Source organism: Pseudomonas sp. TE3728, from assembly GCF_056279145.1.
Genome location: NZ_JBWBQT010000001.1, coordinates 448,479 through 462,589, shown reverse-complemented (window position 1 = coordinate 462,589; position 14,111 = coordinate 448,479). Strand labels below are relative to the sequence as shown.

The 14,111-nt window shown below is 58.7% G+C and carries 14 protein-coding genes; 4 read left to right on the top strand and 10 right to left on the bottom strand.

Annotated features, from left to right (window positions below; translation table 11 throughout):
• Positions 1 to 572: 572 nt before the first annotated feature.
• The 3 genes from ACZ89R_RS02045 (at position 573) to ACZ89R_RS02035 (ending at position 3,148) form a co-directional block, all read left to right on the top strand.
• Positions 573 to 1,403, top strand: a complete 831-nt coding sequence (locus tag ACZ89R_RS02045) for a helix-turn-helix transcriptional regulator (protein ID WP_310659066.1) — start codon at positions 573 to 575, stop codon at positions 1,401 to 1,403.
• 108 nt (positions 1,404 to 1,511) lie between these two features.
• Complete coding sequence (locus tag ACZ89R_RS02040; protein ID WP_429546888.1) at positions 1,512 to 2,930, top strand: efflux transporter outer membrane subunit; 1,419 nt, start codon at positions 1,512 to 1,514, stop codon at positions 2,928 to 2,930.
• A gap of 11 nt (positions 2,931 to 2,941) precedes the next feature.
• Entirely contained in the window at positions 2,942 to 3,148 is a 207-nt protein-coding gene (locus ACZ89R_RS02035) for a hypothetical protein (RefSeq protein ID WP_429546889.1), read from the top strand.
• Between the two features lie 167 nt (positions 3,149 to 3,315).
• Here the strand turns inward: ACZ89R_RS02035 and ACZ89R_RS02030 are convergent, their stop codons facing one another.
• The 5 genes from ACZ89R_RS02030 to ACZ89R_RS02010 are packed head-to-tail and all read right to left on the bottom strand — an operon-like array spanning position 3,316 to position 8,361.
• Positions 3,316 to 4,536: a multidrug effflux MFS transporter gene (locus tag ACZ89R_RS02030; RefSeq protein WP_429546890.1), complete on the bottom strand. Its 1,221-nt coding sequence runs from the start codon at positions 4,534 to 4,536 to the stop codon at positions 3,316 to 3,318.
• A complete protein-coding gene (locus tag ACZ89R_RS02025) occupies positions 4,533 to 5,381 on the bottom strand; it encodes an alpha/beta fold hydrolase (protein ID WP_429546891.1) in 849 nt (282 codons plus the stop codon). The genes ACZ89R_RS02030 and ACZ89R_RS02025 overlap by 4 nt, the downstream gene beginning before the upstream one ends.
• Positions 5,382 to 5,393: 12 nt before the next feature.
• Entirely contained in the window at positions 5,394 to 6,707 is a 1,314-nt protein-coding gene (locus ACZ89R_RS02020) for an NAD(P)/FAD-dependent oxidoreductase (RefSeq protein WP_429546892.1), read from the bottom strand.
• 57 nt (positions 6,708 to 6,764) lie between these two features.
• Entirely contained in the window at positions 6,765 to 7,187 is a 423-nt protein-coding gene (locus ACZ89R_RS02015) for a RidA family protein (protein ID WP_429546893.1), read from the bottom strand.
• A gap of 34 nt (positions 7,188 to 7,221) precedes the next feature.
• Positions 7,222 to 8,361, bottom strand: a complete 1,140-nt coding sequence (locus tag ACZ89R_RS02010) for an ornithine cyclodeaminase family protein (protein ID WP_140678243.1) — start codon at positions 8,359 to 8,361, stop codon at positions 7,222 to 7,224.
• A 185-nt stretch (positions 8,362 to 8,546) separates the two neighbouring features.
• Between ACZ89R_RS02010 and ACZ89R_RS02005 the strand changes: the two genes are divergently transcribed.
• Positions 8,547 to 9,374 (top strand): AraC family transcriptional regulator, encoded by an 828-nt coding sequence (locus ACZ89R_RS02005; RefSeq protein ID WP_429546894.1) that lies wholly within the window; start codon positions 8,547 to 8,549, stop codon positions 9,372 to 9,374.
• Positions 9,375 to 9,566: 192 nt separating this feature from the next.
• Here ACZ89R_RS02005 and ACZ89R_RS02000 read toward each other — a convergent pair whose 3' ends face one another.
• The 5 genes from ACZ89R_RS02000 to ACZ89R_RS01980 all read right to left on the bottom strand — a co-directional run bounded on the left by ACZ89R_RS02000 (position 9,567) and on the right by ACZ89R_RS01980 (position 14,101).
• Positions 9,567 to 10,508 carry a helix-turn-helix domain-containing protein gene (locus ACZ89R_RS02000; protein ID WP_018927862.1) on the bottom strand — a complete coding sequence of 314 codons (942 nt, stop codon included), beginning with the start codon at positions 10,506 to 10,508 and terminating at the stop codon, positions 9,567 to 9,569.
• 75 nt (positions 10,509 to 10,583) lie between these two features.
• A complete protein-coding gene (locus tag ACZ89R_RS01995) occupies positions 10,584 to 11,363 on the bottom strand; it encodes a 2-keto-4-pentenoate hydratase (RefSeq protein ID WP_429546895.1) in 780 nt (259 codons plus the stop codon).
• Complete coding sequence (locus tag ACZ89R_RS01990; protein WP_429546896.1) at positions 11,360 to 12,967, bottom strand: bifunctional 3-(3-hydroxy-phenyl)propionate/3-hydroxycinnamic acid hydroxylase; 1,608 nt, start codon at positions 12,965 to 12,967, stop codon at positions 11,360 to 11,362. The genes ACZ89R_RS01995 and ACZ89R_RS01990 overlap by 4 nt, the downstream gene beginning before the upstream one ends.
• Before the next feature lie 62 nt (positions 12,968 to 13,029).
• The gene (locus ACZ89R_RS01985; RefSeq protein WP_305478087.1) at positions 13,030 to 13,632 is read right to left on the bottom strand and encodes an amino acid synthesis family protein; all 603 of its coding nucleotides are present in this window, start codon (positions 13,630 to 13,632) and stop codon (positions 13,030 to 13,032) included.
• 10 nt (positions 13,633 to 13,642) lie between these two features.
• Positions 13,643 to 14,101, bottom strand: coding sequence for a VOC family protein (locus ACZ89R_RS01980; RefSeq protein ID WP_018927858.1), 459 nt, complete (start codon positions 14,099 to 14,101; stop codon positions 13,643 to 13,645).
• Positions 14,102 to 14,111 lie beyond the last annotated feature (10 nt).

Genomic DNA, 14,111 nt, shown 5'->3' with positions numbered 1-14,111 from the left:
CCAGGGTTTGTATTCAGCAGAAAACTGCCGTTTTCAACGAAAAAAAAACTGAAACATGGCGAAAATCCCCTATAACCCAGGGCAATTAATAGAAAATAAATCTTAAAACGTGATTTTTTTGACAGTCATAGAATTTTTCTTCCATGAATTTATCCCGGGAAAATCAATCCAAAAAGATCACACAGAAATAGCGAAGCGCATATATGCAAGCAACCCAACTCATTCTTTTAGCTAAAAATTTTTCTTTAAAAGCGCTCACCACCACGAACTCTCCTTGGCCGCAGCCATAGAAAAAAACCTGCGCGATCTCCGTGTTCAACAGACACCGCCAACTAAACAGCGCCAAGTCAATGGCGTAGGATGTCCCTGTTTTCCACTACAGACTTTTCCTACGAAGGAACGCTTAATAACCCTACAGGCTGAATCGTTTTTTGTGGACGGATCCCACAGGTGATATCTGACTCCCCAGGTATCAATTCCAGAAATAGCTGCAGCAATGGGTATCGAGTCGGATTTCATCCGTCAACGCCCCCATGAACTACAAGCAATTTCGAATATGCAGGATAAGCATAATGACTCAACAAACGAGTGTTGTTAGGAGTGTGGAAAAAACACACATCTACTTAGAGCTGGGAAAACTGATTTCAAGTGTTGGACAAGAAAAATTCCTGACGAATATGCACCAGCTGATTGTGACTTCGGTAGCTGTCAGTCGGATCGTTCTGAGTGAATGGACAGTTGACGACACACAATCAAATATTGTCGATGTGCAGCTCTTGGGGTACGCCGGATTGCAGGAAAGCGCGCAAATGCATTCCGCTTGCCCGACCAGCGCCAAACAGCGTCACGATCATCCCTTGGTAAAAAGAGTGCTGGAGGTAGACGACGCCCTGTTGATTCATCTGAACGGGCGGATAAAAAACGAGAACGGCAATAGCTGGCTCGGTGTATCCCATCAATGCAGTCTGATTTCACGCAAGGCCAATCGTCGTTGCGTGATCTCACTGCACCGTCCCCGTGATCACCGCGATTTCTCCCTGCGAGAGCTGTCCTTTTTGAAATACCTCTCGGAGACACTGCTGCCGCTGGCGGAACGACATGCACATATCAATCGTCAGTCCAGTGCCAGGAACCCTGGCACCGCTGCGGCCCATTCGCTCAATGCCTTTGAACAGACGCAGTTGCAGCGCGAGTTCGATGAACGGCTGATGCCATGCGACGTAACCCTTTCGGTGCGTGAAAAAGAAGTCTGCCTGGGGCTGCTGGCCGGGGGCACCGTACCGGAGATGGCCGAAAAACTCTGTGTCAAAAACAGCTCCATCGAAACCTATCTCAAACGCGCCGCCGCCAAGTTGGGTGTCAGCGGACGACATGGCCTGGCCAAGTGGATGATCGGGTCATGACGACTCGCCACGGGCAACGGCAGACAAGGTAAACCTCGCCTGTGCCTCAGGGGCACGGGCAGTGTGACCGGATAACGACCAGGAATTTCCAGACGATGAGACAGGCCGATGTATAAATCCCTGAGCCCCTTGGTGTCCGCTGCATTCATCCTTGGCGGCTGCTCGCTGATCCCGGACTACCAGCGCCCCGAGGCCCCGATAGCCACACAGTACCCGCAGACGTCCTCCTACGCCCCGGCCCTGTCGGGTCCAATCGGCGCCGATCAGGGTTGGCGAGAGATGTTCCGCGATCCAGTGCTGCAACAACTCATCGAAAGCTCGCTGCTCAACAATCGCGACTTGCGGGTGGCGGCCCTCAACGTCGAGGCCTATCAGGCGCAATACCGAATCCAGCGTGCCGATATTTACCCGGCGATCAGTGCCAATGGCTCAGGTTCGCGCCAGCGCCTGCCATCCAGCCTGACGCAAACCGGTGACTCCGCGATCAGCAGCTCGTATTCGGCGACGCTGGGTATCAGCGCCTATGAACTGGACCTTTTCGGACGCATACGCAGTCTCAGCGAAGAGGCCTCATTCATCTATCTGTCCAGCGAAGAAGCCCGCCGCAGCACCCAGTTGAGTCTCGTGGCCAGCGTTGCCAATGCCTACCTGACCTGGCGTGCCGATCAGGAGTTGCTGAAGTTGACCCAGGACACGCTCCAATCCTACGAGCAAAGCCTGCGCTTGACCGAACGCACCAATCAGGTCGGTACCGCTTCGGCCCTGGCCCTGAGCCAGTCGCGAACCTCGGTGGAAAGCGCCAGGGCCAGCCTGGCCAAATTCCAGCGCCAGGTTGCCCAGGACCTCAACAGCCTTGCATTGCTGGTGGGCACATCGGTATCGGACGACCTGCCCAGCCTCCCGCTGGCGTCCGACTTGCTCGCCGAAGTTCCCGCCGGCCTGCCTTCGGACCTGCTGCAACGACGCCCGGATATCCTCCAGGCCGAATACCTGCTGCAGTCAGCCAACGCCAACATCGGTGCGGCCCGTGCCGCGTTTTTCCCGAGCATCAGCCTGACCGCCAACGCCGGTAGCTCAAGCAGCGAATTGTCCGGACTATTCAAGGGTGGCTCCGGCGGCTGGTTGTTTCAACCGCAAATCAACATCCCCATTTTCAACGCCGGCAGCCTTCGGGCGAGCCTGGACTATTCGAAAATCCAGAAAGACATCAGCGTCTCGCAGTACGAAAAATCGATCCTGACCGCCTTCCAGGAAGTCTCCGATGGCTTGACGGCACGCAAGACTTACAAGGATCAATTGATGGCGCAAACCGATCTGGTACAGGCCAATCAGGATTACTACCGCCTGGCAGAGCGCCGCTATCGCATCGGCGTCGACAGCAGCCTGACGTTTCTCGATGCTCAACGTTCCCTGTTCAGCGCCCGGCAGACATTGATCATCGACCGGTTGGCGCAACTGACCGCCGAGGTCAGTCTGTATAAGGCATTGGGTGGGGGCTGGATAGAAAACTCGAACAAGGCCTTGTGAGGTCACTGAAAATGGGCACATTCGAACCTGGGGCATTTGTTCGCTTACGTTCGGGAGGCAAAACGATGGTGGTCAAACACCCCTCATCGACTTCCCAGCTACCCGATACGTTGCTGGTGCTGTGCGAGTACCGGGCCAAAAACCGGCTGGTGCAGGGTTTCTATGCGGCACGCGACCTGATTCCGGCACCCCGGGATTCGGGTCGCGAGAGGGTGTAGCGGCAAAAGAAAACCGGGCTCATGGAACGGCGTCCGACAAAGGCGCCCGGAAGAGTCCTCAGGCATTCGGGATATGAGGATCAAGGTTAGTCTTACTCCTGAAGCAGGAACGAGCTCATTCTGGACTTGTTTTTAGGAGCGTAACACCCAGCACGGGATGACCCGCGTCAGGGTTGAAACGGCGCACTCATGTCATCCCGCGCTGCAACGGGGCTGACAGGCACGCGAATCGAGATGCCATACGCAACCAGGCAGCCAAGCCCACAGCTTCCCACCACCAGGCACATGGGCCATGGGGTGCCATCGGCGAGGCGACTGACCCACAGACTGGCCAGCGCCCCGCTGGCGAATTGCACTGAAATACCCAGGGCGACACTCGCCCCTGCCTGCCCCGGGAACATGCTCATCAGGCTTGCCGTGCAATTGGCTCCCAGCAAGCCCGTGACGCCCATGTACAGCACCATGCAAAGCACAATGCTCGTCAGCCCGTCCCATTGCGTATACCCCGCCACCATCAGCGCCAGCCCTGCGACGCCCGCTAGCACGGCGCCCACTCCCAGCATGCGCTGTGGCCCGAAGCGAGCGACCCAGCGGGCATTGATAAAGGTCACCACGATGATGCCTAGAATGTTCAGGCCGAACAGCCAACTGAAGGTACGCGGCGAGACACCGAAGTACACGACGTACACAAAGGGTGAGGCGGTGATAAAAGCGAACATGCCGCCAAAGGCCAGTGACATGCACAGGATCAGCGCCACCGCCCGAGGTTGTCGGACGATGCCCGGGTAAGCGGCGAACGCCCCCTTGAGCGAGGTGCCGCGCGCCGGCGTTGGCAGGCTCTCCTTCAGTCCCACGCTCACCATCAGCAAGCACAGCCCGCACAGAATGAACAATGCGCCGAATATGGTGCGCCAGCCGTCAATCAGCACCAGCCAGGTACCGATCATTGGCGCGACCAACGTCGCCATCATCGTCAGCAGATGCATCCAGGACAGCACCTTGGCCGCCTGTGCCAGACCGAACAGGTCTCTGGCGATGGCCCTCGCCAGGACCAGCGCACCAGCCCCGCCAAGTGCCTGGAGAAATCGCCATGCAGTCAGTTGTTCGATGCTGCCGGCAAACAGGCAGCCAAGGGTTGCCAGGCCATAGAGCACGAGACTGCCCAGCAACAGTGGGCGACGCCCATAGCGGTCCGACAGTGGCCCATAGAACAGCATGCCCAGGCACAACCCGGCGAGAAAGGCACTGATCGTGTGTTGCACCTGGGCTGTGCTGCTCGACAGGTCAGCGGCGATCTGCGGCAGGCTGGGCAGGTAGGTATCGATGGAAAACGGCACAAAGGCCGTCAGCGATGCCAGCAGTGCGATCAGACGTGCCGTGGGTTTCATTGACCCGGGAGCTCAAGGCTTTTGAGAAAGCCTGCGACCAGCGCGTTGAACACCTCGCCTTGATCGTCATGTACATAGTGACTGGCGCCAGCGACCTCCGCCGTCCGGACGTGCGGATTGCTGGCGCTCATCGCCTGCAGCGTCGAGGGCGGCAGAAAGTCCGAGCGGCCGCCGCGAATGAACAGGGTCGGGCAATCCAGCGCGCGCACCGCAGGCCACAGGTCTGTCGGCTCGATACTCAGGCGCGCCTCGGCAATACCCTGTTGATCATGGCGCCAGGTGATCACGCCCTCGCTCTCTTTCATGGAATGAGCGAGCCTTGACGCCAGGCCCTGTTCCGACAAGCCCGGGCGAGAAGCCTGCCAGAATGCGCGAGCCGCCTCCCAGCTCTCGAACTGCAAAGGCGTCTGGCTCATCTCGCGGCGAATGCGTGCGGCACCATCGCCCTGGCTGGAAGAGCCGGGACCGATGTCCTCAATCATCAAGCCAATCAACCGTCGCGGATTTTGCCGCGCATATTCAAGGGCGTTGGCGCCCCCTAATGAGTGCCCCAGCAATACAAAACGCGACAAGCCAACATGGGCTACAAGGTCTTCAAGGTCCTCGACATACGACTGCGTGTGGTAACTGTCGGGCGAGGCCCAATCACTCAGTCCTCGACCGCGCTGGTCCAAGGCATAGATGCAATAGCCCGCTCCCAGAGATTGCACCAGCGATTCCCAGGTTTGTGCGTAGGCCCGCAAGCCATGCAATAGCACCAAGGGCACGCCGGTCGACTCACCCCAGCGCAAAAAGTGCAGGCGCAAGCCCGAACGGTTGGTAAAGAAACAGCTGTCAGGAGGCATCGGTTGGTTCCTCTATGCGTGGCTTCGATCGTTCTGGAAACGATCAAACCGATAAGGGCTTGGATCAATGATCGGCGCATGACCGCTGACAAGATCCGCTGCGAGGTGACCTGCCGCCGGCGACGTGCCGAAACCGTGCCCTGAGAAGCCGGTGGCCACGGTCAGCCCCGGAATCTGCGCGACCGGCCCAATGACAGGATTCGAATCGGGTGTGACATCAATAGTGCCTGCCCAGGCCTGGGCGATCCGCGCCTGTTCAAACACCGGCCAAGCCGCAATGAGGTTGTTCATTGCATCGTTATTGAGCCGCGGGTTGGCGGCCGGATCCTGCACCCTGACGCGTTCAAATGGGCTGACGCTGTCGGATTTCCAACGCCGGGCAAGCGCCAGGTCATTGAAAAAAGGTTTACCCAACGACACGTTCAAGACGCTGCGTTGCGCACGGAACTGCGGCATATATTGCTTGGCGAGCAACAGGTGATCGAGTGTCAGGAAGGCATCCAGTTTGCCGCGCTGGGTAATGATGAAGCCGCCGTCCTTGTGCTTGCGAAACGAAAAGTCAGGTGCGCCGACAGCAATTTCCGTCGGCCCTTCCATTGGGCGAGTACGTAGCACCGAGCAGGTCAAGGGCAAGGTCGGCAACGACACACCGAGGTTGCCCAGAAAGCGCCGTGACCACATCCCCCCTGCGAGCAGCACATGATCACAGCGAATCTCACCTCTCTCCGTGACCACGCCACTGACCACACCGGCGGACATCTGCAGCGTCCGGACCGCGCACTGCTCGATAATCACCACCCCCATGTCCAGGGCTGCCTTGGCGATAGCGCTGCTTGCCAGCGTCGGTTCGGCACGCGCATCGGATGGCGTAAAGATGCCGCCGGCCCAGTCACCCACGCCGCCTGGCACCAGCGCGCCAATTTCGCGTTTGCTGAGCAGCCGTGAATCCAGTGACAAATGCTCCACCGACTTGAGCCATCCCTCATGCATCGCCATCTGCGATGGGGTTCGGCCCACGAACATGATGCCCTCCTGGCGATACCCGACATCCGCCCCTACCCGCTCAGGCATCTTCGCCCACAAACGGTCCGCGGCGAGGGCCAGGGGAATATCAGCCGCGTGGCGGCTGGTCTTGCGTACCCAGCCCAGGTTGCGTGACGACTGCTCACCGGCGATATGGCCTTTTTCCAGCACCACCACCGAGATATTGCGTTCGGCCAATGTCAACGCAGCAGTCAGGCCGATAATCCCGCCGCCAATGATGACGACAGAGGTTGCGGAGGGAAACACGGTAGACGTTTTCACGGGCGCTATTGTGGGTGCCATGATCAAGACTCGGTAAGCGAATGAAGTAAGCCACGCCTACGCGTGGCCGCGTGACAGTTACTGCGACAGTCGAATGACTTCAACTTGCGCCTTCGACGCATTGCGATACGCCGTCACTTCCAGCTCAACCTTGTAGACCGTCGACCCCAAGGGCGGACAGGTGACGGTGCTGGCCGGGTCAACGCCGCGAAACTTTTCGCCGATCAGGGCCATCACGGCAGGTACGTCTTTGGGGGCCTGGATGAACACCCGCGAACACACCACGTCCGCCAGGCTCGCATCGACCGCCGCCAGGGCCGCCTCGATGTTGGCGAATACCTGATGCGTCTGCTCGAGGATATCTTCCGGAATCAGCTTGGTCTGCGGGTTGCGGCCTGCGGTGTTGGACACGTAGATCCAGTTGTCCACGACCACCAGGCGCGAATAGCTGGCCTGATCTTCAAACGGGGAACCGGTCTTGAGCTTGATGATTTTTGTCATGTGGAATGCCTCTTCAAAATAAGTGATGGATGGCTTAACGCAGAACCGGGGTTTCCCACAGGTTCAAGGTGACGCCGATGCCTTTTTCGATGGCGTTGCGGTACACCACCGTGCCCCAGGCCACGTCTTCCACGGGCATGCCCCCCACCGACATGATGATGATTTCTTCATCGTCCCTACGGCCTGGCGCGGCGCCGGCAATGATCTTGCCGATGTCCTCAACTTCATCGAGCTGCATCTTGCCTTCGGCAATCATGTCCATGAAGCGCACGCCAATCACCGGCACGCAGTGATGCGCAGGCTTGGGCAGTTCTTCAAACCAGGCTTGGTAGAGACCGGTGTTGTCCAGCACCTTGCGTACGTCGCGCTGTTCCATCCCGTCGTCAAGGGAGCAGGAGGCAGGCATCGCCAGGAAGGCACCTGGCTTGACCCATTCGCGTTTCACAATTGGGTAGGTCGTGGGATCGCCCACCTCACCGGAGCTACAATAAGTAACAAGGTCGGAGTCGCGGACCACCGCTTCAAGGGTGTCGACCACTTCGATCGTGGTTATCTGCGGATAGGTTTCCTTGACCCAGGCGATAAAGTTATCGAGGCTCTTCTGGCCACGACCTTTGATCTTCAGTGTGTCGATATGCGGGCATACCGCGATGAATGCCGCCAGTGTGGTCTTGCCCATTACACCTGGACCGAGCAGGCCGACGACTTTTGAGTCCTTGCGTGCCAAGTGGCGCGCGCCTACGCCGGGAATCGCACCGGTGCGATACGCGGACAGCAGGTTGGCCGACATATGGGCCAGCGGTGCGCCGGTGTCGGGGTCGTTCAAGGTAAACATCAGAATCGAGCGCGGCAGGCCTTTTTCGCGGTTGGCGATATTGGAGCCGTACCACTTCACGCCTGCGGTGCAAAAGCTCCCGCCCAGGTAGGCAGGCATGGCCATCATGCGCCGGTCAGCCGTGGGCTTGGGCATGTTCGGGAAGGGCGAATCCTGCGGGAAGATCACCATCGCGCCATGGGAGTCATTGTTCGGCCCAGCCATGCGATAGTCACCGGCATAGAGCAGGCCGAACATCTCTTCCATGGTGTTCACGCACGCCAGCATGTCAGTCACGCCCGCGCGGATCATGTCCTGCTCGGAGAGGTAGATGAAGTCGATTTTTGTATTTGTAGACATAGTTATTCTCGGGCTGAAGGTGATATCGCTGCGGTAGGCGCAGCTCCACGCTGTCGACGTCGAGTATCAGGGCGCGTTTTTCGGCGGTATTGTAAATTTCGGACATGCCCGATTGGCCGGCGCGCAATAGTTGGCGTGATTAATGCGTGAAAACTTCCGTATCGCTGCTCATCGAAGGTGCAACCATGATCAAACAGTGCGCGCCGCCTCCCAGGCACCACACTGCGAACGAACAGCCCTGGTTCGTGCTCAACTCTTCACGGTATTCGGTCATGCCCTCCGAACACCCGGCGATCTCGCATTTCTATGCCTTCGATGTGGCTCAATCAGCCAACCTGCTGGCCGTGCCGGACGGTTGCGTGGATATTGTTTTCGACTGTGATGCAACACGCCCTACCGCCCGGATCTGTGGCACGCCGCTGGCTGCCCAAGCGGTCGAGTTACACCAGAACCATCACTACTTCGGCGTGCGCTTTTCGCCGGGCGTCATTCCCGGATTTATCAATGTGCTGGCCGAAGAATTGACCGAACGGGAACTCGACCTGCTGGAGGTCTCGGGGTTCGCCCAGCGCATCTTCGAAAATATCGTTCAAGCACCGCTGCTGGGCGATCAGATGCGGCTGTTCAACGACTACCTCGCCCCCCGCCTGATGGGTAGAACGTCAGCACTCACGGCTATGGTCATTCAGCAGGCAATGCGCTACCGCGGTGATATTCGTATTCAGCAACTGGAAAAACTCAGCGGGTACACCAGTCGCACGCTGCACCGACAGTTCAGCCAGGACACCGGCATGTCACCCAAGACCTTTTGCCGAATCATCCGCTGCCAGGCAGCTCTGGACACCCTCAATACCCAACACGATGTATCGTTTTCGGAGCTGGCCCTCGACCTGGGCTTTTCCGATCAATCGCACTTCCTGCGCGACTTCAAGAAACTGGTCAGTACAACGCCTTGCGACTATCAACGCAAAATGACCCAGAACGCCTACACCGACCGGATCAACTACGCCTGACCCTCCCGTTCAAAAATAAACGCGCGCCTTCATCACCCCTGGGTAATTCCCTGTGTTTCGAATACGGCAAGGCATATCCAGCGAGCCAAGTTGCCAGCTTCGCGCAGCGAAACCAACAATTCACGAGCGCTTGAATATCAGCCTGGAAAAGGAAATCGGGTGGGAGGAAAGCGTCAGCCGCACATGAGGTCTTTAGCGCATTGCCCTGAGCGTTTCGGACGGTGACTCGCCAAACAATTGCCGGTAATGCGCGGCAAAGTGGCTCAGATGAAAAAAGCCCATCGCCATCGCGATCTCACTGATGTTGTGAGTGCAGGCAGAGGTTGTGATCAAGCGCCGGCGCACCGCGTTGAGGCGTAGATTGCGCAGGTATTCGACTGGACGCATTCCAGTCACTGCCTGAAAACTGTTCTGCAGGGTCCGGCGACTCACCCGCAGGTGTTCGCACAGGTCGAGAATGCTCAGTGGTGTATCACCACTGGCATCGATCAGCTCTTGGCAACGCTTCACCAGGTAAGCACTCACGGCGAAATTACCGCGACGACAACGTACCTCATCGGTGGCGTGGCTGAACAAATCAAGGAACGCCCCGAGCAGTTCTTCCTCCAGCATTTTCTCAGCGGTTGAGTTGATAGCGTCTGTCTGTTCCAAAAGGTGATGAAACAGCGGGTGGATACGCTGACGTATTCGCAACAGTAACGCGTCATCCACGCTGAGTTGGGACGTGGTCTTCAGGCGCTTGAGCTGATCGTCAGACAATTCGAAGGCCGCCAGTTTGGCGAAGCGTACCGCGTCGATATTGAGCGCGAAGAAGTGCATGCCTTCAGGGGCGTGCAACACAAACTCCTCGCCGTCACGCAACAGCACCACGCTGTGAGTGCCCACCTGTTGCCCCTGCACCACCGGCGCGCAGCCTAACGACATGGCCGCGCACAGCCGACCTTTAGGCGCATAGCCGCGCTGTACCACGCGTTTGTCCAGCACTTCCTGGAAGATTTGAAAGCGGTCAGAGGACAACTGCCGCAGCTCACTGGTCAGGCAGCCACGGCCGAGTTGGTCATATACTTGCCGCCAGCCCTGGATGGAGCCAGCGTGTTGTTGAGGGTCATTGAAGGTTCGAACTTCAGCAAGCATGGTCGTCGTTCCTCGATGGCCCCGTTTGTTTATCGGCCTGAAAGGGACTCAGTCATCCGTGACGGCAGCTATCGTTCACACCGGGGCGGCGTCCGCCGTGAAAACCAAAGCCAGTTCCATGCCAAGCATGTGTAGGCAGTACGTGGCGGGCTGGATATTCATCGGCGGCAACAACGCACCGGAGAGCACAACTTGCCCAGCCTCCACACGTTGACCGTCGGCCAACAGACGCCGAATCAGCCAGCACAGATTGGCCAGCGGGCTGTCCTCTCGATCGCGCGTATCACCACTACCGCAGAGCGCGCCGTCACACTCCAGGCGATACACCACGTTGACGTGTTGTACAGGATCGAAAGGGATGCGCGGTCCGAGACAATAAAGCCCCGCCGCCGCGTTGTCGGCAAGAAAGGCGCCCACTCCGAAATCCCAGCCCTGCCAACGGCAGTCGGCGATCTCCAACGCGGGTGCTATGTCGCCGATGACTGCCAGAATATCCTCGTCACGGTACTCTCCCGGCACCAGGGTACGCCCCAGCACAAATGCCAATTCGATCTCCAGCTTGGGCTGGATCAACCGCGAGAACGCCACCGCCGTACCCGGCTCGACGATCATGGTATCCATCAGGCCGCCATACACCGGCTCGTCAAGTCCAAAGCGTTTTTGCGCGGCGCTGCCGGCGAAGGCGACCTTCCACCCGCTCAGTCGCTCGCCTGCGGCTTGTTGGTGATCCAGCGCTTCGCGTTGCAGCGCATAACCCGCAAGCCGATCTATCGCCTCGGGGGCCAGTGGCGCAATGGCTTGCACCGTGCGCGTTGCCTGATGTAGCCGGTTAAGTAGCGCGTTGCCGCTGTTCATGACAGTTGCTCCGCCAGTTTGCGCAGCACACCTTCAAGCCTATCTGGTGTGGTAATGGCGGCGACAAACCGGTCCGGACGCACCACTACGATGCAGTCACGCACCTTGGAGAACCATTCACCCAGGCGATTATCCACGTCCTCCACGCTGATGGCGTCCGAGGCCGTTAACGGCTGGCCACGTCCGATGCCACTGCGCGAACGATTGACCTGAATAAAACGCGTGTTCCAGCGCGCCCAATAAGCGGCCATTTCCTCGCTGAGTTGCTCGCGCGGGTTCACCCGATAACCCAGCACCGCATAGGAATTGCCAAGCACCTCATCCAGGCGACAACGCTGGCCCTGGGCGTCTTCGATGTACGGCTGAACAAACAGCTGGCCAACCAGATCGTCCTCGCGCAACTCGGCACGCTCGTGATAGACCAGGCCCTTGGTGATGGTGGCCTTGGGTTTGAATTTGAACTCCAGCAGGTGCGAGCGCAGGTTGTCGACACTGTTCACCGCCTGGAACAACCAGTCGCGAACGCCGGCCATCAGCGGGTTGGTCATTCCCAGTACCGCGCCCATGTTGTCGGCCAGGGCCACCAGCTCGGTGGCATGCCCACGGCGCTCCTGGTCGTAGCTGGCGAGGATCGAGTGCGAGGCACGGCCCTGGATGATCGCCGCCAGCTTCCAGGCCACGTTGGCCACGTCTCTCAGCCCGGAATTGAGGCCCTGCCCGGCCCAGGGTGGAGAAATATGCGCGGCATCGCCCACCAGCGCCACACGCCCTTCGACAAAACGCACCGCGACCCGGGAGTGGTGGGTATAGGCTCGGATGCGGATGATGTTCAACTGATCGACCGCGTTGCCGATATGCCCACGGATCAAGTCGCGAATGGTGCTTTCCTCACACATCCTCGCTTCATCTTCGCCCTCCAGGAGCATGAACTCCCAGCGGCGTTGCTGATACGGGAGATAGATGCACACGAAGGGCCGTTCCGGATCGGCATGCAGTGCGGTGTAGGGTGCATCGAGGGTGTCATTGGCCGTATCGACCACCACCCATTTGCGCGCATGTGTCAGCCCCGACAGTTCGATACCGAGCTTTTTACGCACAGTGGAGCGTCCGCCATCGGCGCCGATTACATAGTCAGCCCGCAGTTGATAAATCTCGCCCTGAGCATCGCGCACCTGCAATGTCACACCCTGCCCGTCCTGCTCGAGTTCGAGCATTTCGTGGCCTTGGCGCAACACAACGCTGGCACGCTGTCCCAGGGTTTCGCGCAACGTGCCTTCCAGCAACTGCTGCATGAAAATATTACGCATTGGCCAGCCGTAATGGGCCGTACTCGGCTTGACCTCGGCGAAACACACACCGCGAGCATTGTAATAACGCAGCGGTACATCGCAGATCATGTCGCGCACGGCGAGTTCGGCGATGCCGATCCCCTGCAGCACGCGCAGTGCTTCATCATCCATGCCCACTGCGCGCGGGTAAGGCAGTACGCCGTCGGCAAGTTCAAGGACGACGCAGTCGATACCGTACATCCCCATATAGTGCGCGGCCGTGATCCCGTTAGGGCCGCCGCCGACAATGACAACTTGGGTCTTCTCCTGCTTCATCGCTATTCACCGCTTTCTTGTTGTGTTTTTAATCCGACGCCGCTAAAGCCATGCGCCTGAAATCAGTGCAGCCCATCAATACCTTTGACGTCTGCCGCCTGCAGACCGCCCAGCCGCGCATGCAAGCGCCCGCGCGTGGCGAAGGCCCAGATCACGATCACCTCATCCGGCGCGGGGCCGTCGCCAAACATCAGGGACATGCTGTCGTAATGGGAGCGTACATACAGTGCATCCTTGTGGGCTAACGGCACATCAATGGTTGAACCCGGGCCGCCCCGTTTGCCGGTGGACGGCACCCAGGATTTGCCCCCGCCCAGCGCCAGGCGCACTGGATCGGCAGCCGGGTTGGTCAGGAACGCATTGCCGTGTTCGTATTCGCCCTGGCTGCCCACCATGCAAGCTTTACCGTAGCTGACAATATCCCGCGAACCGGCCAGCGCCTGAATGCGACGACCGAACTCTTCGCCCAGCAGCGGCGACGGTTCTACCAGCTCTGTCAGCGACTCGCTGTAGCGACCGGCATAGGGGTTGGCGATCACGGCGGCGACGGCATATTTGAACAGCGGCTCGCCATCGGCCAACTGGCCACTTTCGTTGGCCAGGGTTTCTTCGACAAAGCTGTACCACTTGCGGATGTGATACGAAGCAAAATTAGCGGTTTTCATCTGGGTTGCCTCAAAGTGGGTCTAGTGGATCTAGATTGAAATGTCGGCTTGGCGCGCCAGCGGCCTTGAACCGGGCCTTGCCGCGCGCATCGTCGTGTTCGGTCTCAAGGAAAAATTCCATGCGATTACCGTCAGGATCGTTGAAATACACACCATGGCCGATTTCGTGATCGGTGATCTTCACCACCTCGACGCCCTTGCCCAGCAACATGCCGTAGAGCTGGCGCAAGGTGGTCATGTCCCCGGCGATTTCCAATCCATAGTGTTGCAACCCCAACCCGCCCTGATGGGCGCCGGGCTCTGCACGAAGCAAGGCGATGTCGTGATGTTTGGTGCCAAACGCCATCATGACCCAGCTTTCGCCTCGGGCACTTTCATGCATGCCCAGGATGTCGGCGTACCAGCGTGCCGACACATCAGGATCACTTACCGAGAGCGATAAGTGAGTACGAAGGATTTCGACTTTCATCGCGTGATAC

Excerpts from the sequence above, each read along its gene's own strand:
- ACZ89R_RS02015 (WP_429546893.1), bottom strand. The coding sequence starts at position 7,187 with ATGACAAAAATCATCAAGCTCAAGACCGGTTCCCCGTTTGAAGATCAG.
- ACZ89R_RS02030 (WP_429546890.1), bottom strand. The coding sequence starts at position 4,536 with ATGAAACCCACGGCACGTCTGATCGCACTGCTGGCATCGCTGACGGCC.
- ACZ89R_RS02035 (WP_429546889.1), top strand. The coding sequence starts at position 2,942 with ATGGGCACATTCGAACCTGGGGCATTTGTTCGCTTACGTTCGGGAGGC.
- ACZ89R_RS02045 (WP_310659066.1), top strand. The coding sequence starts at position 573 with ATGACTCAACAAACGAGTGTTGTTAGGAGTGTGGAAAAAACACACATC.
- ACZ89R_RS01995 (WP_429546895.1), bottom strand. The coding sequence starts at position 11,363 with ATGAACAGCGGCAACGCGCTACTTAACCGGCTACATCAGGCAACGCGC.
- ACZ89R_RS02010 (WP_140678243.1), bottom strand. The coding sequence starts at position 8,361 with ATGTCTACAAATACAAAAATCGACTTCATCTACCTCTCCGAGCAGGAC.
- ACZ89R_RS01980 (WP_018927858.1), bottom strand. The coding sequence starts at position 14,101 with ATGAAAGTCGAAATCCTTCGTACTCACTTATCGCTCTCGGTAAGTGAT.
- ACZ89R_RS02040 (WP_429546888.1), top strand. The coding sequence starts at position 1,512 with ATGTATAAATCCCTGAGCCCCTTGGTGTCCGCTGCATTCATCCTTGGC.
- ACZ89R_RS02025 (WP_429546891.1), bottom strand. The coding sequence starts at position 5,381 with ATGCCTCCTGACAGCTGTTTCTTTACCAACCGTTCGGGCTTGCGCCTG.
- ACZ89R_RS01985 (WP_305478087.1), bottom strand. The coding sequence starts at position 13,632 with ATGAAAACCGCTAATTTTGCTTCGTATCACATCCGCAAGTGGTACAGC.
- ACZ89R_RS01990 (WP_429546896.1), bottom strand. The coding sequence starts at position 12,967 with ATGAAGCAGGAGAAGACCCAAGTTGTCATTGTCGGCGGCGGCCCTAAC.
- ACZ89R_RS02005 (WP_429546894.1), top strand. The coding sequence starts at position 8,547 with ATGATCAAACAGTGCGCGCCGCCTCCCAGGCACCACACTGCGAACGAA.
- ACZ89R_RS02000 (WP_018927862.1), bottom strand. The coding sequence starts at position 10,508 with ATGCTTGCTGAAGTTCGAACCTTCAATGACCCTCAACAACACGCTGGC.
- ACZ89R_RS02020 (WP_429546892.1), bottom strand. The coding sequence starts at position 6,707 with ATGGCACCCACAATAGCGCCCGTGAAAACGTCTACCGTGTTTCCCTCC.